The 18,356-nt window shown below is 55.1% G+C and carries 17 protein-coding genes, 1 other RNA gene and 1 pseudogene; 8 read left to right on the top strand and 11 right to left on the bottom strand.

Annotated features, from left to right (window positions below):
- Positions 1 to 3 precede the first annotated feature (3 nt).
- A complete protein-coding gene (locus B2T33_RS11375) occupies positions 4 to 2,061 on the top strand; it encodes a SpoIIE family protein phosphatase (protein ID WP_197145393.1) in 2,058 nt (685 codons plus the stop codon).
- A 12-nt stretch (positions 2,062 to 2,073) separates the two neighbouring features.
- Here B2T33_RS11375 and B2T33_RS11370 read toward each other — a convergent pair whose 3' ends face one another.
- The 4 genes from B2T33_RS11370 to B2T33_RS11355 all read right to left on the bottom strand — a co-directional run bounded on the left by B2T33_RS11370 (position 2,074) and on the right by B2T33_RS11355 (position 5,987).
- Positions 2,074 to 2,685: a hypothetical protein gene (locus tag B2T33_RS11370; protein WP_197145394.1), complete on the bottom strand. Its 612-nt coding sequence runs from the start codon at positions 2,683 to 2,685 to the stop codon at positions 2,074 to 2,076.
- A 164-nt stretch (positions 2,686 to 2,849) separates the two neighbouring features.
- Positions 2,850 to 4,802: a putative bifunctional diguanylate cyclase/phosphodiesterase gene (locus tag B2T33_RS11365; RefSeq protein ID WP_197145395.1), complete on the bottom strand. Its 1,953-nt coding sequence runs from the start codon at positions 4,800 to 4,802 to the stop codon at positions 2,850 to 2,852.
- Positions 4,803 to 4,942: 140 nt separating this feature from the next.
- The gene (locus tag B2T33_RS11360) at positions 4,943 to 5,299 is read right to left on the bottom strand and encodes a TfoX/Sxy family protein (protein ID WP_197145396.1); all 357 of its coding nucleotides are present in this window, start codon (positions 5,297 to 5,299) and stop codon (positions 4,943 to 4,945) included.
- Positions 5,283 to 5,987, bottom strand: coding sequence for a helix-turn-helix transcriptional regulator (locus tag B2T33_RS11355; RefSeq protein ID WP_008892071.1), 705 nt, complete (start codon positions 5,985 to 5,987; stop codon positions 5,283 to 5,285). Before B2T33_RS11355 ends, B2T33_RS11360 begins: the two co-directional genes overlap by 17 nt.
- Before the next feature lie 124 nt (positions 5,988 to 6,111).
- On the opposite strand from B2T33_RS11355, the gene B2T33_RS11350 reads away from it, so the two are divergent.
- On the top strand, positions 6,112 to 6,549 hold the full coding sequence (locus B2T33_RS11350; RefSeq protein ID WP_286792049.1) for a VOC family protein: 438 nt from the start codon (positions 6,112 to 6,114) through the stop codon (positions 6,547 to 6,549).
- Positions 6,550 to 6,616: 67 nt separating this feature from the next.
- Here B2T33_RS11350 and B2T33_RS11345 read toward each other — a convergent pair whose 3' ends face one another.
- On the bottom strand, positions 6,617 to 7,249 hold the full coding sequence (locus B2T33_RS11345) for an alpha/beta fold hydrolase (protein ID WP_286792048.1): 633 nt from the start codon (positions 7,247 to 7,249) through the stop codon (positions 6,617 to 6,619).
- 230 nt (positions 7,250 to 7,479) lie between these two features.
- On the opposite strand from B2T33_RS11345, the gene B2T33_RS11340 reads away from it, so the two are divergent.
- A complete protein-coding gene (locus B2T33_RS11340; RefSeq protein WP_286792047.1) occupies positions 7,480 to 8,595 on the top strand; it encodes an AbrB family transcriptional regulator in 1,116 nt (371 codons plus the stop codon).
- Between the two features lie 18 nt (positions 8,596 to 8,613).
- Here the strand turns inward: B2T33_RS11340 and B2T33_RS11335 are convergent, their stop codons facing one another.
- The 6 genes and pseudogenes from B2T33_RS11335 to B2T33_RS11310 all read right to left on the bottom strand — a co-directional run bounded on the left by B2T33_RS11335 (position 8,614) and on the right by B2T33_RS11310 (position 14,835).
- Positions 8,614 to 10,047 (bottom strand): methyl-accepting chemotaxis protein, encoded by a 1,434-nt coding sequence (locus B2T33_RS11335; RefSeq protein WP_197145398.1) that lies wholly within the window; start codon positions 10,045 to 10,047, stop codon positions 8,614 to 8,616.
- Between the two features lie 232 nt (positions 10,048 to 10,279).
- A complete protein-coding gene (locus B2T33_RS11330; RefSeq protein ID WP_197145399.1) occupies positions 10,280 to 11,200 on the bottom strand; it encodes a DMT family transporter in 921 nt (306 codons plus the stop codon).
- Positions 11,201 to 11,353: 153 nt separating this feature from the next.
- Positions 11,354 to 12,970, bottom strand: a complete 1,617-nt coding sequence (locus tag B2T33_RS11325; RefSeq protein ID WP_197145400.1) for a fumarate hydratase — start codon at positions 12,968 to 12,970, stop codon at positions 11,354 to 11,356.
- Positions 12,971 to 13,150: 180 nt separating this feature from the next.
- A complete protein-coding gene (locus B2T33_RS11320) occupies positions 13,151 to 13,690 on the bottom strand; it encodes an SspB family protein (RefSeq protein WP_008892065.1) in 540 nt (179 codons plus the stop codon).
- A gap of 139 nt (positions 13,691 to 13,829) precedes the next feature.
- Positions 13,830 to 14,197, bottom strand: a transfer-messenger RNA (tmRNA) gene (ssrA, locus tag B2T33_RS11315).
- Between the two features lie 77 nt (positions 14,198 to 14,274).
- Positions 14,275 to 14,835: pseudogene (locus B2T33_RS11310) on the bottom strand (putative glycolipid-binding domain-containing protein).
- Between the two features lie 209 nt (positions 14,836 to 15,044).
- On the opposite strand from B2T33_RS11310, the gene B2T33_RS11305 reads away from it, so the two are divergent.
- The 5 genes from B2T33_RS11305 to B2T33_RS11285 all read left to right on the top strand — a co-directional run.
- Positions 15,045 to 15,839, top strand: coding sequence for a thymidylate synthase (locus B2T33_RS11305; RefSeq protein WP_286792046.1), 795 nt, complete (start codon positions 15,045 to 15,047; stop codon positions 15,837 to 15,839).
- Entirely contained in the window at positions 15,839 to 16,363 is a 525-nt protein-coding gene (locus B2T33_RS11300; RefSeq protein WP_197145403.1) for a dihydrofolate reductase, read from the top strand. Before B2T33_RS11305 ends, B2T33_RS11300 begins: the two co-directional genes overlap by 1 nt.
- A 117-nt stretch (positions 16,364 to 16,480) precedes the next feature.
- Entirely contained in the window at positions 16,481 to 17,062 is a 582-nt protein-coding gene (locus B2T33_RS11295) for a TetR/AcrR family transcriptional regulator (RefSeq protein ID WP_197145404.1), read from the top strand.
- 109 nt (positions 17,063 to 17,171) lie between these two features.
- Positions 17,172 to 17,795, top strand: a complete 624-nt coding sequence (locus tag B2T33_RS11290; RefSeq protein WP_197145405.1) for a class I SAM-dependent methyltransferase — start codon at positions 17,172 to 17,174, stop codon at positions 17,793 to 17,795.
- Between the two features lie 124 nt (positions 17,796 to 17,919).
- On the top strand, positions 17,920 to 18,356 hold a 437-nt coding region (locus B2T33_RS11285; protein ID WP_286792045.1), incomplete at its 3' end, for a peroxiredoxin-like family protein.

Raw genomic sequence — 18,356 nt, 5'->3', positions numbered from 1 at the left:
TCAATGCCTGTTGGCCGAGACTCACGTGCAAAGTACTTGGTTGCCGTGCCGCACTCCGTCGCGCAACAGGACCTCTCAAAGCTTGTCGCGGGCATAAACCTGTGGGACGCGACCGAAGCTGGAGCCAAATACATATCCGGGCAATCGCCCGAGGATTTTTCCAGCCAACGGCGTTTTTCATTTTGTATCTTGCCATCACAGGTCGGTCGCGACTGGCTTGGCAGCCTGATCCGTCTGAATTGCGACACCTTTGTTGAATGTTTCCCGGAACTCGACCTTGGCGACTTGGCACCGCTGGTCGGTAAGAAATCACTGCCAAAACATGACCTGCTGGTCTGTCTTTCAACACGCAGCGCCTATCATTTGCCGGTGGCGCGCAAATTTGTGACCAGCCTTCGGCATCGCGGTCTGATTGGTGATGGCGTCGCGTCCTCGGTTGAAATGGCCGTGCAGGAAGCATTCGCCAACTCGCTCATACATGGCAATCTCGAACTTGCAACCGGCGGCCATCTATCGATGGATCGCTTCAAGGAGCTCGGCGAAGAAACCGAACGCCGCCTTGCATCCGGCCACCATGGCGCCCGTGCGATTATCCTGACAGCACGTCGGCGCAAAAATGGCCAAGTCGTTATCACCATCAATGATCAGGGCAACGGATTTTCACCGCCTGATGCAAACGCAACCGCCCCGATTTCGCGTAAGGACACGACCTTTGGCCGCGGCCTCCCCCTGATCAGAAGCCTGTGTCACTCTGTGAATTTCCTGCGGAATGGCCGCACGATCGAACTGACTTTTGATGACAGTCAAAGCACGACGGCGTTAGGCGACACGGCATACCTCAATGATCTTGAAACGCGCCTGACGACGTCGCCCGATGCACTGCGCATTGCGCAGAACGCAACCATCCTGATTGCCGACGACACTCTGTTGTCGCGTGAAATCATTGCGTCCTACCTTCGGGCTGACGGGTTTACCAATCTGGTTTTTGCCAAGGATGGCGAAGATGCAATTGCCCAGATCAAGGCGCATAATCCCGATCTGATCATTCTTGATATCATCATGCCGAAACTGGATGGTTATGCCGTGTGCAAGGCCGTCCGTGCTGATCCTGCCTTTGCAAAAACACCGATCATCGCCCAAACCGCCCTTGAAGAAAACGAAGGACGCACGCGCATTTTCGATGACGGGGCAACCGACCTTATCCTCAAACCGCTCAACAAGGCAGAACTGATCGCCCGCACCAAGATCCATCTCGAAAATCGTCTGCTGGTGCAGCAACTTCAAGCCTATCAGGCACGCACCCAGTCAGAACTGGAACTTGCGCGCAACATGCAGGAAAACCTGAACCCGACACCGGAACACTATCGTGGGGTCGGCATGGATTACGGCTTGCGGATCAGTGCGACATTCCAGATGTCCTCGGAACTCGGTGGCGATATGTGGGGGTTAGTACCAATTGATGCCCATCGGCTTGGCGTTTATATCGTTGATTTCGCCGGCCACGGGCTTGGTGCGGCACTCAACACATTCCGCCTGCATTCCCTGATATGGTCAGAACAAGTCGACGATCAGACGCCGGATGTGTATTTGCAGCGGCTTAATCGCCACCTCAAGGGGCTTTTGCCTGTCGGGCAATATGCGACAATGCTGTATGGCATCGTTGATCGACAGAACAACACCTTTGCCTATGCCAGTGCTGCCTGCACGTCACCTGTTCTGGGCAACACTGCGACTGGCGAGGCACGCTATCTTGATGGTTCCGGGGTCCCACTTGGCGTTATCAGGGACGCCCGCTATGAAACCCGCGAAGTGCCTTTCGACAAGGACAGTTTCCTGCTGCTTTACAGCGACGCACTGATCGAAACAACCTTGGACAATGGTCAGTTTCTCTGTGAGGCAGGCTTGCTCAAGATGTTGCAAGACACCGTTCTGGAAGGCGGTCGTGACATTGACCTTGCCGCACAGATTGCCGATCAGTTCATGGACCGTGCACCGGCAAAGCTTGATGATGATTTCACGATCGTTTCCCTGCAAGCCGCAAATATCCCGTCTGCTGGCTAGAAACCTGCCGGATCAGGAAACGCGGCACCCACGACCGATGGTGGACTGGATCAGGTCGCCAAACGGCTCGACATCACCCCAAATGACCTGTGTATGATCGAATGTCGGTTGCGGTCGGGTCTCGCGGTCATCATGCGAAACGGTATGCATACGGCTTGCAACCACGGTACGTATCAGGTTGGCAAGTCCCTTGCGTGCGCCGGCATGATCGGGTTCGGCGGCAAGAACAGCACCAAGCTGATCAAGTGCACGCATCTTGTCCCGGCATCCCAGCAAATCAGCGGCAAGCACGCGCAACTCCCGCGCATCGGGGCGCAGGCTGATGGCGATTTCAAGATGTTCAAGCCCAAGATCACGGCGGCCGGTCTGGATATAAACCCGTGTCAGGCCCAGATGCGTCGCCCCATCAAGATCATCAATCAGCAAAGCCCGGCCAAACGCATTCAGCGCAAGATCACAAAGACCAAGATCAAGCAGAACGTGGCCCAGCACACGAAGGCGGGCGGGCTGGTCGGGAAGACTGTCGATCAGACCGCGCAGACGGGTACGGATTTCCGGGGCAAGCTCGATATCGCCCGTAATCGCCATTGCGGATGTTTGCAAAATCTCTGTCTGCGACGACATGGTCAACGGCCTCGTTCCCGCCAAAAATCGGGACCGGTGGTTGTGTCATTTCACAAAGTACCGTTCCCGCTTTGGACAGAGTAGCGCCATCTGGTTGCAGGAAGATTAACCGAGTCGCAGCTTATCGCATCCAAGGGCCGAGGTTTTCGGCACTTGGCCCGACGTCACTTGCCAACACCTTCGGCCAACGCATCAAGTTTGACTTCGCGAACCGGGCGGGCAAAGAAATACCCCTGCATCAGCCGCCCTCCCAACGTGATGATCACATCGCGCTGGCTGTCGTTTTCGATCCCTTCCAGCACGCAATCAATGCCAAGGTTCTGGCACATATCAATCACCGTCTTGACGATACGGCGGCTGCGTTCGTTATGCGACAGCGGGGCGACAAAGCTGCGATCAACCTTGAGCACATCAAATTCAAGTTCGTGGACATAGCGCAGGCTGGAATAACCGATGCCGAAATCATCAAGGGCAATGCGCGCGCCATGATCGCGCAGATAGCGGATGCTGGTCCGGGCGGCCTCAAAATCACGCAAGAACGCCGTTTCCGTGACTTCAAAGGTCAATCTTCCCGGGTCGATGCGATGCTTTTTGATCTCGTCGATCAGCCACTCTACCGTATCGGACAGAACAATATCGCGCGCCGAAAGGTTAAACGATACAGGCAGGTTTTCCGGCCAGTCCTGCATATCGACCATCAGCTTTTCGAACAGAACCCGTGTCAGAAAACCGACCTGGCCGGTCTTTTCTGCCACCGGAAAGAACGTGCCTGGCGAAACCGCCCCCATCTGCGCACTTTCCCAACGCGCAAGCGCCTCAAGCGAGCTTACCTGCCCGGATCGAATATCAAATACCGGTTGGTAATGCAGTCTGAGCTCGGTCGATAAATCCGCCTTGCGCAGCGCCTGTTCGATCTGGGAGTCATGGCGGATCAATGTTTCGTGGTGGGCGGCAAACAAAACCGCCTCGCCACGTGCATTCTTTTTCGCATGATAAAGTGCAAAGTCAGCCCGCTCGAACAGGCCGTTCGGGCTGCGCGCCACTGTGGGATAGGTCGCAAACCCCAGTGATGCCGAAACCTGCACGGTCACACCATTTAGGACAAACGGGCGATTGAGCGCGTCACAAAGCTCCTTGCCAAGAGCAATCAGTTCGAGTGCATCGTCATAGCCCTTAAGCAGCAATCCGAACTCATCGCCGCCCAAGCGCGCCAGAAGCGTATCGTGACCAAGGACTTTGCGAAGCCGCCTGCCCGCCTGCTGCAACAGCTCATCGCCCGAGGGGTGACCATGCACGTCATTGACAGGCTTGAAACCGTCCAGATCAATCATCGCCACCGCGAATGTTTCATTCTCGGCGGCAGCATTCACCGTATCTTCCAGCACGGAAAAAAAGGCCCGGCGGTTGGATAAACCGGTCAACGGATCAATCAGCGCCAATGCCTCGTTCTGGCGCGACAGTTCAATCATCGTCTGGTGCTGTGCTTCAAGATCGTTCTGGGTCTGGATCAGGCCAGAAAAATTGGCATAAAAGCTTCGGATGATCTGAATAATCATCAACGACACAAGCGCCATATTGACCGCGATCGCAACATAGACTTCGTTGCCGCTGGTGCCGAAGAAGAACACGAAGGTGCCCAGCACAATCGCCACAACCAGCAATGCCGCAGGCGGGAAATTCACCAGACAGAAAATACAGCCAACAACGGTGATCGATATGAAATAGGCAACGTGGCCGCGCTGATAGGCGTCGCCATAATCAAACATCGTGATCGCCCAAAGGGTGAACAGGACGGATATCACCACCGCCAGCACCCTGATGCGCTTAAGATGTTTGATACAGACATCAACGTCATCAATATCAACGCGGGCCCGGTTCCAGGCAACCGCACGAAAAATACAAATGACACCGAGAACAATCACTGCATGGACTGTCATCCAGTCGGGTGCTGTTCCGTAATGGGTATAGGCAAGAGCCACCGCGTTGGCCAGCAGCAGCATATAAAGGACAGGTATCTGACGCGAAAGAGCACCAACCTGCGCGCGCAACAGTTCCGGCTTGTCTGTCCGAATTTTTAACGTGTCGGCAAAACCTTGCCAGAAACTACCGGCTGCCACTTGTCCCAGACCTAACGCGTTCTTTATCCCGAAAAAATACTATACAGGAAAAGTGCGACCGAACATCACTGATTGCAAGCGGCGTCTAAATACCCCTGCCCCGAATATCCCGGGATCTGTTTGCTTTGGCCAAGGCCTGGTTACGTCTTGGCAGTTCGGCCCTTTTGTGCCTGTGAACGGCGCGCAGCCCCAAGCGCCAACGTGGCAAATTCAAGAATTTGTTCTTCGTTATCAAGCCATTCACCGGGTACTTCGAAATAAGACAGGGTCACCGGCCTTCCCGACGGCACCGCAAATGGCTGCATCTCCATCGCATCAAACCGGTCCTTGGTCTGCGCGTCTCCTTTGAGATACAGGACATCATCGGAAATGATCGCAAAGAAGGCGCCGTCACAATAAAGCCCGACGGCGCCAAACATCCGTCTGGGCCTGATATGCCCCAAAGGTGCCAGCAGCTCTGACACCAGCATAACGAACTCGCTATCGACCGATGCCATTAAGGATCTCGCCTTCAACACCTTCGGAAATCAGATAATCACGCAATGACCGCCCCGGAACCGGGCGAAAGCGCGATGTCGATATTTCCATATGGGCAATCCGGTCGGCCCGAAAAACGCGAAAGGCCTCGCGCAATTCGCACCAACTGGCCAAAAGCCACGTACTGCCAAAAAACAACATGCCAAGCGGCCAGACACGGCGGCGGGTATTGTCGCCCTTTGCATCGGTGTAATCGATATCAATCAGAAACCGTTCGCGGATGGCGCGCCTGAGGTCCGGCATCGAAATGGCAATCGGTTCCTGTGCAATTTCGGCAATCGCAATCGGAACACCCCCGACCAGACCACGGATTTTTTCGGGCAACACCGCCTCGATCTTGGTCAGGGCATCACCGGCGGCACGTGCCATTTGCGGATCGGTCCAGCTTTGAACCATGCGGGCCGCAACAACAAGCGCCTCGATCTCGTCAGCATCAAACATAAGCGGCGGCAAGTCATACCCATCGCGCAGAATATAGCCCACGCCTGCCTCCCCCTCGACCGGAACGCCCGATGCGGCAAGGTCGCGAATGTCGCGGTAAATGGTACGTTCGGAAACTTCAAGTTCCTCTGCCAGGTCACATGCGCGGCACAGTTTGCGGCGGCGCAAGATTTGAACAAGGCGAAATAATCGGTCAGCCCGTCTCATGATCACTCCTTTGTCATCCTGCCCCAAAAATTAGCATACCGCTCCTGACAGGCTCCTGTCAGGAGGGATGTGCAACCATTGACAAATCGGGACAGGATTTACCCCCAACGTCAGGAGCATGACGATGAAAGTCACCAACGCCTATCAGATCATCATCACCGAAAAATTCACCCAAAGCCGCGCCTTTTACAAAAAGCTCGGCTTCACACCGGTCTTTGACGGTGACTGGTATTGCCAGCTTGTCTGGCCGTCCGCACCATCCGTTCAGCTTGGCCTGATGAAGCAGGGACACGAAACCCAGCCCGCCATGTTCCAGGCGGCCACCATCGGCGAAGGAACGGTTCTTACGCTGGAGGTTGAAGAAGCCCGCGATGCAGCAGATGAACTGCGCGAAGCCGGGTTTGAATTCGCCCTTGAACTTCGCGATGAGCCATGGGGCCAGCGCCATTTTGCCCTTCTTGATCCCAATGGCGTGCGCATCGACATCGCAAGTGCCACTGCCGAACTTTCCCCGGAATATGCCCAGCAGTTCAAGGAAACCGGCGAAGGCGTGCTTGCCTGACCTCCCTCGCGCACCAAGCCCCGCAAACCTTCTGCCAACGGCCTGCCCAAGTGGCGGGCCGTTTCTTTTAACCGAGCATCTTTGCAAACCGGGATATCGCCGCCGCGGCATCGGCAATGTTCCGGCTTTGGGTACGTCCGAAACTTTTGCGCGGCTTGAAGTCATGTTCGCCGTCTTCAACCCAGTGAAGCCCAATGCGATCCGAAAGCCCGTAACCCGCAATCTCATCCGGACTGCCAAACGGGTCGCGCGTACCATGACAAATCAGACCCGGCGTTTTCAGGGTTTTAAGATGTTCTGTACGCAGGTTTTCAGGCTTGCCCGGTGGATGGAACGGATAACCAAGGCAAACAAGACCGGCGACACCAAGATCATCTGCCACCATGCTGGCGATCCGTCCGCCCATGGATTTTCCACCGATGATCAACTTCTCTGGCCCGCCAAGTGCGCGAACAACTTCACCGTAATACTCGATCAAAACCGGTGCCCGATCCGGCCCGCGCTTTTTGCCTTCAGTCCGGCGTTTGGCCATATAGGGGAACTCAAAGCGTGCAACGCGCAGGCCCGACTTGGCCAGTTCGCTCGCCATTTCGTTCATGAACGGGCTATCCATAGCGGCCCCTGCCCCATGGGCCAGAACGATTGTCAGGGCAGCGTTTTCATCGCCATCAAACTGAAACTGGATCGGATCGGTGCTCAAAACAGGTTCCCTACTGGCTGGCATATATTGATTAGCGTCATACAGAAACCGCCGATATTCTCCAAGTCCGAGATGGCCTTCATCCGGCGGGATCACGCAAATACTCGCATCCATCGCACAAGCTGGCTATAATTGTGATCCCCACCTTGACGCCCCCCACAGGCGCCAGCACGCCATCACATCGCGCCACCCGCGATCAGATGCCTTCCATAAATGACAAAGGCCGCATCGTGTCATCCGAACCAACGTCACCGATCATAAATCCCCCCAAAGAACGGCTTGGCCGTCTGCCGAAACCGGTCCAGTGGTTATTGCTGATTTCGACCTCCGTCGTGTTTTCGGTCCTGCTCCATCATTGGCAAGTCCCGGCCTCACTTCTGGTGGGTCCGATGATCATCGGCATTCTGATGGGCACCAACGGCGCAACCATTGCCGCCCCCAAGCAACTTTATCTTGGCGCACAGTCGGTGTTGGGCGTGATGATCGGTGGTTCGATGACCATCGGGATTTTGACATCCTTTGCAACGGACTGGCCGATGATCCTTGGCGTTACCGGCATCACTTTGCTTGCCAGCAGTTTTTTGGGCTGGATCCTGTGTGTCAAACAGGTCCTGCCCGGAACCGCAGGCATCTGGGGATCAACGCCCGGTGCGGCGTCTGCCATGGTGATCATGGCAGACGCCTTTGGCGCGGATGCAAGGCTTGTCGCCTTCATGCAGTATGTGCGCGTGGTAATCGTTGTCGGTGTCGCGTCCAGTGTCGCCAATTTCTGGGTTGATCCGGAAACGCTGGCTGCCATGGGCCCCCATGACTGGTTCCCGGCTTTTGACCCGGCCGGTTTTGCCCTGACACTCTGTCTGGTGGTTGCCTGCTGCTTTGTCGGCCAAAAAGTACGTTTGCCATCCGGTCCGCTTCTGGTGCCGATCATTGTCACCATGATCCTGCATGTCAGCGGTTTTTTCGATGTCGTCCTGCCGGAATGGTTTCTGGGCCTGACCTACGCCATGATCGGCTGGGTGATCGGTTTGAAATTCACCCCGCCGGTCCTGCGCCACGCAGCACACGCACTTCCCAAAATCCTGTTATCGATCTTTGTTTTGATCAGCTTCTGTGCCGGGATTTCGGGGCTTTTGGTGTATTTCATGGATATTGATCCACTGACCGCCTATCTCGCGACCAGCCCGGGCGGCCTTGATTCTGTTGCGATTATCGCGGCCAGCACGAATGTCGACCTGTCCTTCATCCTCGTGCTCCAGGCAACACGCTTTTTCATGGTGCTGGCCTTTGGGCCGCCACTGGCACGGCTGGTCGCCCGGCGCACCCCCATCACGTCAAAAATCGGATGAACGGATCAACCTAGGTCACTAGGCGATACGTATCTTGCCAACAAACCCTTCGACGCGGGCGCTTAACTCTGCACCCTGTTTTTCAAGGTCATGGGCAGCGTTACCAAGCTCGCTTGATACGTGCTCACTGTGTTTTATCGCTGCGGTAATTTCCGAGACACCCTCACCAACCAAACGGGAGTCTGCGACCGCGGCATCGACACATGATGCAACCGAAACGCAGGTTTCTGTTTGCTGATCGGCTTGTGTCGCTGTCGCCTCTGCCCGGTTCTGAAGATTATCCATCGCCAAGGCAATCTGTTCGATATCGTTACCCGCTTTAGAAATCGCATTGAGTATTTCACTCATCCAGCGGGCGATATCCTCGGTCGCACTGGCAGACTGGCCCGCAAGCGCCTTGACCTCCTTGGCGACAATCGCAAACCCCTTGCCTGCCTCACCGACGCGCGCCGCCTCAATCGAAGCGTTCAGGCCCAGCATCTTGGTCTGCGCGGCGATGGCAGAAATGGAAGCCAGCATCTTCTCAGCATCAGCGGCACGATCTTGCAGTGCGACAAATCCGGCGCGCATTTCGCGGGCCTGACTGCCCATATCATAGGTAATCTTGACGGTTTCGGACGCATCCGTACCAACGACGGCCAACGCATCTTTAAGGCTTTCCATCTGGTCTGCGACGTCTTCAATCCGTGAAATGGCCCGCCCTGTCGCATCATCAATGCCGCTACTGCATTTCCGGGTTTGATCTGTGCTCTCGGCCAAAACGTCAAGCGCACCGCGCATTTGACTGACAGCCGCCGCCACCATGCCAACAGTTCCCTGAACTTGCGACTCAAAGCTTGATGCCAGGGCCTCACGCGACCGAATGACGCGTTCACGTTCCAGCACACGCGCAACCTGCCCGCCAATAAACCCAAGAAGCTCAAGCATTTCATCATCAAGCTGTGCGACGCCCGGGCTAAAGAATTCAATGACGGCCTCTGTCTGCCCCTCCAGCTTGACTGGCAGGGCAAAACAGCCACGCAGCCCGTTTCTGGACGCCGCCGCTGCACGCAAAAAGCCGTCTTTCACGGTGACATCGGCGATACACACAGGCGAACCGGTTGCCGCGACAGCGCCAATAAGGCCCTGCCCGATCGCAAACACAGTCTGTTCGGACTGGGTGCGAAATTCGGCAATGTCACCTGCCGCAATCGAAGAACTGATTGACCAGATACCTGCAGACGAAAGTTTGTCATCCACACGCAGATACGCATGCCCAACCGGCCACTGACAATAATTGCAGACTGCCGAAAGGATTTGGGTAACCGCCGTTTCCTTGTCTGCGGCCTCATCGGCGATAGCACTGACCGTCCGCAACAGCCGCAGGATATCAGTCATGCTGGTTTTGCGATTGGGGCCGTTAAATTCAGGATCGTTTTCAGGGGAAATAGAGCGAATAAAACCAGCAAGCATTTGACTAACTCCGAGGCATAACCGTCGAGCGTCACCAAAAGACGCTGACAAAGTTGCGCAAGCCTCGTTGCCTGCCGATAAATCATTGGGTGAGTGGCGCCGTTGCCATCACGTGCATTACAATAACCTAAAGCTGCACACGCGAAAAGAATATTTCGCACGTGCAGCACACTTAATTGATGTTCATCAGATGGTGAAAATGCCCTGATTGAAAAACAGTCAGTTCGCGGGCCTAAATTCGTACGCGGCGAAACACACCAGACGCCGTCATCACGCCAAGGATCACCAGAACCACTGCCAGAACCAGTGCCAGGTTGCCGGGTTCCCCCAACAGGATCACACCGCCAAGTGCTGTCAGGGCCGGGGTCATTGCGCCAAAGGCCGATGCCCCGGTCGATCCGATATGGCGCACGGCAAGGCCATAGGTAATCACGGCAACACACCCGGCCAGGAGCCCCTGGGCAGTCAGCAACATCATGATATCCCCCATCGGGGCATCGCCAATGGTGGTGCCGGTAAACAGCGCGATAATCGCCATCACGACAAACGACCAGAACCCGACAAAGGACGCGGCTTCAAGCGCGCCCAGGCCGCTTTGACGCATGGCATGGGTGTAGCACGCCCACATAAACGCCCCGGCCGACACAAGGCCATAGCCCATCAGCATGTCATCACTGATCACACCGGCCGGTTTGAGCGCCACCAGGGAGGCCACACCAATCACCACGGCGGCATAGCCAACAATGCGGACCTTGCCCGGACGTTCACCAAACAAAAGCATGGCAATCAGAACCGCCCAGACCGCCATGACACCGGGCAAAAGAATGCCAACATGGCTTGCCGGGACAAACTCAAGGGCGCTAGCAACCATCAGGGTATAAAACGCGCCGGAACCAACGATCATCAAAAGCCCGTTGGTCATGGAAAGGCCCTTGGGCCAGATGCCTTTTCTTATCCAGATCGGGGCAAGCAGGACAAAAGGCACAACAAAGCGCATCAGGCCAATATCAACAGCGGTAAAGCTTGACGTCATGGCATAGCGGGTGGCAATCAGCCAACCGGCCCAGATGCAAACCGTCGCAAGTGCGGCGGTCACACCAACCAGTCGGCTTTCCGTCGCACCGGTGGCAGAGAGCGCGGAAGTTTCAGACATAACAGGTTATCCAGTAAGGGGTTGATTTTGCCCAAATCAGAGCATTTCTTGCGCACCGCAGCAACCCCTTTGACCTGAGGTCAGCTATGCAAGATAAAAAACGGCGCAAGGTTTCCCCCGCGCCGTTTGCATATTCAGAGAACTGATTTCTGATCAGATGCCGAATTCGGCGAAGAAGTCGTTGCCCTTGTCATCAATGACGATGAAGGCCGGGAAGTCTTCGACTTCGATCTTCCAGACGGCTTCCATGCCAAGTTCCGGATATTCGTGAACATCGACCTTCTTGATGCAATCCTGCGCCAGACGGGCAGCCGGACCACCGATAGAGCCAAGATAGAACCCGCCATACTTGGCACAGGCATCCTTGACCGCTTTTGACCGGTTACCCTTGGCCAGCATCACGAAAGAACCGCCTGCGGCCTGGAACTGTTCGACATAGGCATCCATACGCCCGGCCGTGGTCGGACCGAATGAACCCGAAGGCATGCCTTCTGGCGTTTTGGCCGGACCCGCATAATAAACCGGATGATTTTTAAGGTATTCCGGCATCTCTTCGCCGGCATCAAGGCGTTCCTTGATTTTGGCATGCGCGATGTCACGGGCCACAATCACGGTCCCGGTCAGCGACAGACGGGTTTTGACCGGATATTGCGACAGCTGCTTGCGGATTTCATCCATCGGACGGTTCAGGTCAACCTTGACCACTTCGTCATCAAGATGCTCGTCGGTGACCTGCGGCAGGTACTTCGCCGGATCATGTTCGAGATCCTCGATAAAGATACCGTCCTTGGTGATTTTACCCAGGATCTGACGGTCGGCAGAGCACGACACGCCCAGACCAACCGGGCAGCTTGCACCATGACGCGGCAGACGGATCACACGCACATCGTGGCAGAAATACTTGCCACCGAACTGCGCGCCGATACCCATTTCGCGGGTCATCTCAAGGATCTTCTGTTCCCATTCCAGATCGCGATAGGCCTGACCATGATCGCCACCTTCGGTCGGAAGGTTATCGTAATAACGGGCTGACGCCATTTTCACGGTCTTAAGGCACGCCTCGGCAGAGGTACCGCCAATGACGACCGCCAGATGGTAAGGCGGGCAGGCAGAGGTCCCCAGCGTACGGATTTTTTCATCGAGAAACTTGCGCAGGCTTTCCGGGTTCAGAAGCGCCTTGGTCTGCTGGAACAGGAAGGTCTTGTTGGCAGACCCGCCGCCCTTGGCCATGAACATGAATTTGTATTCATCGCCCTTGGTCGCATAGAGATCAATCTGCGCCGGAAGGTTCGAGCCGGTATTCTTTTCCTCGAACATGTTTTTCGGCGATACCTGCGAAAAGCGCAGATTGTGTTTCTGATAGGCCTGCCAGATGCCCTTGGACAGGGCTTCTTCATCGGAACCATCGGTGATGACCTTGCCACCGCGCTTGCCCATGACAATGGCCGTACCGGTATCCTGACACATCGGCAAAACGCCGCCCGATGCGATGGAGGCGTTTTTTAAAAGATCCATCGCCACGAACTTGTCATTGGCGGTGGCTTCTTCGTCATCAAGGATTTTGCGCAACTGTTCGAGGTGCCCCGGACGCAAAAGGTGCGAGCAATCAAAGAAAGCCTGAAGGGTCAGTTTCTCGATCGCCTCGGGTTCGACTTTCAAATAGGTCTCGCCATTGACGTCAACGGTCGAAACACCCTCGTCCCCGATCTTGCGGTAAGGGGTGGTGTCCTTCCCCTGCTCAAACATGGGTTTATAGACAAAATCACTCATCGGAAGGTTCTCGTCTCTCTCAAAAACAAGGTGGGTTTGTTCTATGTGTGGCTGGTTTTAGCGCCAAATGGATCAAATTGCCACGATACATTAGCGTAATACGCCCTGCCCCGGACGCGGGAAACATCAACGGGGATCAGGCAAAGAAAAAGGGCGGATCAAGCCCGCCCTGTAAATCTTCTATTTCTTGCGGAACGCATCAAGTGCGATGACCTCGCCGGTTTCATTGGCATCCGGCTTGGGTTTTTTGCGCGATTTGGATGGCTCGGTCACGAGCGTCGGCGCACCGTCTTCGCCTTCAATCAGATCGGCATCAAGATCATCATCTTCGTCATAGTCGAAATCTGCGTCATCCATTTCTTCTTCGACACTGAATGTCAGCATGAAGTTGGCGGACGGATCGACAAAGGCCAGCATCGCGTCATAGGGCACGACAACCGTGGTCGGCATGCCATCAAAGCTCATTCCGACCGAGAAGTGATCATCTTCGGATTTCAGATCCCAGAACCGGTGTTGCAAGACAACCGTGATGTTGTCTGGATGCGCCTTGCGCTGGCTTTCAGGCAGGGCCACACCGGGATGGTTGGTCTGGAACGTGATGTAATAGTGATGCTCTCCGAAAAGGCCCTCTTCGGCCACACGCGCGAGGATATCTTTCACCACACCGCGCAGCGCCTGGTCGACCATAAGATCGTAGCGGAATTCTTCCGGTTCTTGCATCAGTAATCCTGTATCTGGCGGAACCACCGGCAATGTCCAGCGCGTCCCGTCATTGTCATATAGCATCTCTGCACGCCAATTACATCTTGGCGTGTTTGATAATCACTCTATTCATAACGAAGCGGGAAAGAAATACAAGAGTGGGGCGTTCTGTTGCTAGGTGCCCCGTCCCCCACCAAATTACCGCTCCCGGCAATCGGAATTTCGCTTTGGTGCTAGTACCGCTTAGGCGGCAACAGCAACCGGAGCATTGTTGTCGTTTGCATTTACAAACATTGGCCCGATGCGGTGGTACCATGCCGAGCGCCCACATTGACTTTTACTGCTCACGTCGATCCTATTTCGGCCCCACGAAGATTGTCTGAGTCGGACAACCGATAAATTTGGTGGAGCCGCCGGGTACCGCCCCCGGGTCCGTAAAGCCTATTCTGTCACGCAGTTTAGCGCCGTAGTCGGGTTGCCCCGACAGCCCCTATATAGGGCAAATGCCCCCCTTTTCACAAGGGGAATCGGGAAATCTTTTTTTGATTTTTGCGGGAACATTTCGGGCTCCGGCAAAGTCCGATTGCCCGTTTTACGCGATATCACACTCGGCGGAAGGTATCGGGATAATCAATCACAAGCCCCGCATCATCGATCTCAAGCTCTGCTGAGAAATTGCGAAAAAGCCCCTCATAGCGGTAGCGACGATCCGGGATCAGACAGGTGTAACGTTATGGCGCACTACGTGGCAGGAAATCGCCCTCTATCTGGCTTGGAAGCGGCACATAGGCCGCCGAGATTTCCCGCGCTTCGCCCTCGGCCAGTTTTAATCGTTTGATCGGAAGCATGTTTGTCGCGGGCGTTATGCCGATATCGACATCAAAGCACCCCGCCAAAGACGGCAACTCCCGCTTTGCAATGCAGTCAAACCAGTTTCCCTTGCCGTCCGAGGTCACATGCATCTGCGCCCCGCCGACATAACTTACCTTGACCTCGCGTGTCGCGAAAGCAGCATCCGTCACCACAAGGTAAGACCCGCCATAATTACCATGCCGCGTCCCGACCACGACTCCTTCAAGCTCTATCCCGTCCGGATCAGAACGACAGACACAGTGCTCAAGCCCCTTTCCATCCCAATCAACCCACTGAACAGTTTCTTGCAAGATCAACACTCCCATACGCCAAACGCGCCCAAAATTCAGATAGTTGAGTATATCCACTGTTCCCAAGTTTACCTGACCACTCCTGACACCTCCTGTCAGCAGAAACAGTTCAAATAACGGTCCGGCAAAGATCGGATGGCGTCGCTTGCCCGTGACCATCGACCTGACTATGCTGCGACAAAAGTGATTCTTAAAATGCAGGACTGAGCATGCAGCAATATCTTGATCTGATGCGTCTGGTGCGTGACACCGGCACGCGCAAGGAAGACCGGACGGGTACTGGCACGGTTTCGATCTTTGGTCACCAGATGCGCTTTGACCTTTCCAAGGGTTTCCCGCTGGTGACGACCAAAAAGCTGCATCTGAAATCGATCATTCATGAATTGCTGTGGTTCCTTGATGGCGACACCAACGTCAAATATCTGCAGGATAATGGTGTGCGCATCTGGAACGAATGGGCCGATGAGAATGGCGACCTTGGCCCGGTTTATGGTGGCCAGTGGCGTTCGTGGCAAGGCGCGAACGGTGAAACCATCGACCAGATCACCGGCCTGATTGACCAGATCAAAAATAATCCCGATTCCCGCCGCCTGATCGTCTCGGCCTGGAACGTTGCGGACGTGCCCAACATGGCCTTGCCGCCATGTCACTGCCTGTTCCAGTTCTATGTCGCCGATGGCAAATTGTCCTGTCAGCTCTATCAGCGCAGTGCGGATATTTTCCTGGGTGTGCCATTCAACATCGCATCCTATGCGCTGCTGACCATGATGATTGCGCAGGTCTGTGACCTGGACGTCGGTGATTTTGTCCATACCCTTGGCGATGCACATCTTTACACCAACCATCTTGATCAGGTCGAAGAACAGCTGTCGCGCGATACCCGACCGCTTCCGACTATGAAGATCAATCCCGCCGTCAAATCGATCTTTGATTTCAAGTATGATGATTTCGAACTGACCGGCTATGACCCCCATCCCCATATTGCCGGAAAGGTTGCTGTTTGATGGGCGGTCAAAAGATTAAACGGGTTGCCGTGGTTGCGGCGGCCGCCAATGGCGCGATTGGCAAGGATGGCTGGATGCCGTGGGAACTGCCCGAAGACCTCAAACGGTTCAAGGCACTCACCCTTGGCAAACCGATGATCATCGGGCGCGTAACGTTCGAGGCGATCGGCCGTCCCCTTCCCAAACGCACATCGATTGTTGTCACACGCGACACTGACTGGTCCTTTGACCACGAAAATGTGAGGGTTTGTCACAATATCGAAGAAGCCATTGAATTGGCAGACGAAATCGCCGTGCGCGATGGAGTCAATGAAGTGATCATTGGCGGCGGTGCGCAGATCTATCACCTCGCCCTGCCCTTTACGACACGCTATGAGCTGACCGAAGTCCATGCCGAGATCGAAGGCGACACCTTCCTTGATCCGCTGCCCGCTGATCAATGGCGCGAAACCAAGCGCCAGAAAATCGATAATCCTAACGGCCCGGATTACAGCTTTGTAACCCTGGATCGGATCGCGTCGTAAACCCAAGATTACGGGCAAATCACAAGCTGTTATTGATTTTGCGGCGCAGTCGGCCCATCTTCAAAGCAATTACAGAACATTCGTTCCAAAGTACGGATCTGATCGAAGGAACTGCCAATGCCACGGCCACGTGCGTTTGATGAAGAAAGCGTTCTTGATAACGCCATGAACATCTTCTGGAGCAAGGGGTTTGAAGCGACCTCTATTCAGGATCTGGTCAATGAAACCGGCCTGAACCGGGCGAGCATGTATGCAAGCTTTGGCGACAAGAAGGCACTGTTCCTGCGCGTCCTTGATCATTACAGCCAGAAAATCAGCACTGAACGCTTTGCCGATCTGCGCAACATCGAAGATGGTCGCGCTGCGATTGAAAAGACATTCCGTGACGCGGCCAAAACCGGCACCGCAGAGGGACGACACAAAGGCTGCCTGATGGTGAATTCGGGCATGGAGCTTGCCCCGCACGATCCGGAAACCGCCGCCATCGCCCATCAGGCATTCCGCCGGGCCGAGGATACCTTTGCCGCCGCACTGAACCGCGCAATTGGTCAGGGCAAAATTGCCAAAGGCAAGAATGTCCGGGCCCTTGCACGCTTTTTGGCTGGCTCTTTCCAGGGCGTACAGCTGATGTCGCGCCGTGGTGCGGATCAGGAAACCTTGAACGACTATTGCGAAACCATTCTGGCCGCACTCGACTAAACCTGCGCGATTTTTCGTAACCGTTTCTGGTTGCGCATTGTCCTGCACTCCTTGATAGTCACGCGCTTGTTTCAATGCCCGCACATCGGGTGCAAAAGCCGGATATATCATGATACGCAGCGACACTTTCTGGGACTCTGCCGCCGATAAATACGCCCGCAAACCGATCGGCAACGAGGCCGCCTACGCGCAAACCCTTGATCGCACGCGCGCCTATCTTTCCCCGGATCAGAACGTGCTTGAAATCGGGTGTGGGACCGGCACCACGGCCCTGAAACTTGCCCATGGTGTCGGGCACCTGACCGCCACCGATATATCCGCACGCATGATCGAAATTGCCCAAGGCAAGGCCAAAGATCAGGCGACCAACAATGTCACCTTTGCCCAAAAGACGATTGATGACATCGCCCAAGGGTCAGAGCGCTTTGACGTGGTGCTTGGCTTTAACATCCTGCATCTGCTTGATCAGCCCGAAGACGCCATTACCGCGCTACATAAGGTCATCAAGCCGGGTGGCATGTTTATTACCAAAACACCCTGCCTTGGTGAAAAGCTTTGGTATCTCAAGCCCCTGATCTGGGTCATGCAAAAACTTGGCAAGGCGCCGCGCGTTCATTTTCTGAATTATGCCCGCCTTGAGGGCATGATCCACACTGCCGGGTTTGAGGTGATCGAAACCGGCTCATATCCAGCCAGCACCGGATCACGTTTCATCGTCGCCAAGCGGGTATAACAGCACTTCCCGAGACAACATCCGCCATCACGGTTCAGTGATGACGGTTCTTTGTTGTTGATTTATAGAATGATCGTTCCATAATCATCTTCAAGTAAACCTGACCCAAGTCATGAGGAACGAAATGTCTGCAATTACCCCGCTGATGCCGCGCCAGAAGGTGCCATCCCTGTCCGTCCCGCTTGTCGGTGGCGGCACATGGTCGCTTGCCGACCAAAGCCCGGAAAACTTCACCATGGTCGTTTTCTATCGCGGCCTGCATTGCCCGATCTGTGGCAAATACCTCAAGGACCTCGATACCAAGCTTGCAGACTTTGCCAAGCGCGGCGTGAACGTAGTTGTCGTTTCGTCCGATGGCGAAGATCGCGCGACCGAAGCCAAGGCGAAGTGGGAGCTTGAGAACGTTGATCTTGGCTATGGCCTTGATCTTGATAACGCGCGCGAATGGGGTCTTTATATCTCGACCTCCAACGGTGTGACCTCAAGCGGTTATGAAGAACCTGCTGTTTTCTCGGAACCTGGTCTGTTTTTGGTGCGTCCGGATGGCACGCTTTATTTCGG

The sequence above is a fragment of the Thalassospira sp. UBA4513 genome (assembly GCF_002388495.1).
Classification (GTDB): Bacteria; Pseudomonadota; Alphaproteobacteria; order Rhodospirillales; family Thalassospiraceae; genus Thalassospira; species Thalassospira tepidiphila.
Note: the sequence above shows the minus strand (reverse complement) of the source record. Positions and strands in the feature narration are given on the sequence as shown.

Excerpts from the sequence above, each read along its gene's own strand:
- B2T33_RS11375 (WP_197145393.1), top strand. The coding sequence starts at position 4 with ATGCCTGTTGGCCGAGACTCACGTGCAAAGTACTTGGTTGCCGTGCCG.
- B2T33_RS11370 (WP_197145394.1), bottom strand. The coding sequence starts at position 2,685 with ATGTCGTCGCAGACAGAGATTTTGCAAACATCCGCAATGGCGATTACG.
- B2T33_RS11360 (WP_197145396.1), bottom strand. The coding sequence starts at position 5,299 with ATGGCATCGGTCGATAGCGAGTTCGTTATGCTGGTGTCAGAGCTGCTG.
- B2T33_RS11355 (WP_008892071.1), bottom strand. The coding sequence starts at position 5,987 with ATGAGACGGGCTGACCGATTATTTCGCCTTGTTCAAATCTTGCGCCGC.
- B2T33_RS11350 (WP_286792049.1), top strand. The coding sequence starts at position 6,112 with ATGAAAGTCACCAACGCCTATCAGATCATCATCACCGAAAAATTCACC.
- B2T33_RS11335 (WP_197145398.1), bottom strand. The coding sequence starts at position 10,047 with ATGCTTGCTGGTTTTATTCGCTCTATTTCCCCTGAAAACGATCCTGAA.
- B2T33_RS11330 (WP_197145399.1), bottom strand. The coding sequence starts at position 11,200 with ATGTCTGAAACTTCCGCGCTCTCTGCCACCGGTGCGACGGAAAGCCGA.
- B2T33_RS11325 (WP_197145400.1), bottom strand. The coding sequence starts at position 12,970 with ATGAGTGATTTTGTCTATAAACCCATGTTTGAGCAGGGGAAGGACACC.
- B2T33_RS11320 (WP_008892065.1), bottom strand. The coding sequence starts at position 13,690 with ATGCAAGAACCGGAAGAATTCCGCTACGATCTTATGGTCGACCAGGCG.
- B2T33_RS11305 (WP_286792046.1), top strand. The coding sequence starts at position 15,045 with ATGCAGCAATATCTTGATCTGATGCGTCTGGTGCGTGACACCGGCACG.
- B2T33_RS11300 (WP_197145403.1), top strand. The coding sequence starts at position 15,839 with ATGGGCGGTCAAAAGATTAAACGGGTTGCCGTGGTTGCGGCGGCCGCC.
- B2T33_RS11295 (WP_197145404.1), top strand. The coding sequence starts at position 16,481 with ATGCCACGGCCACGTGCGTTTGATGAAGAAAGCGTTCTTGATAACGCC.
- B2T33_RS11290 (WP_197145405.1), top strand. The coding sequence starts at position 17,172 with ATGATACGCAGCGACACTTTCTGGGACTCTGCCGCCGATAAATACGCC.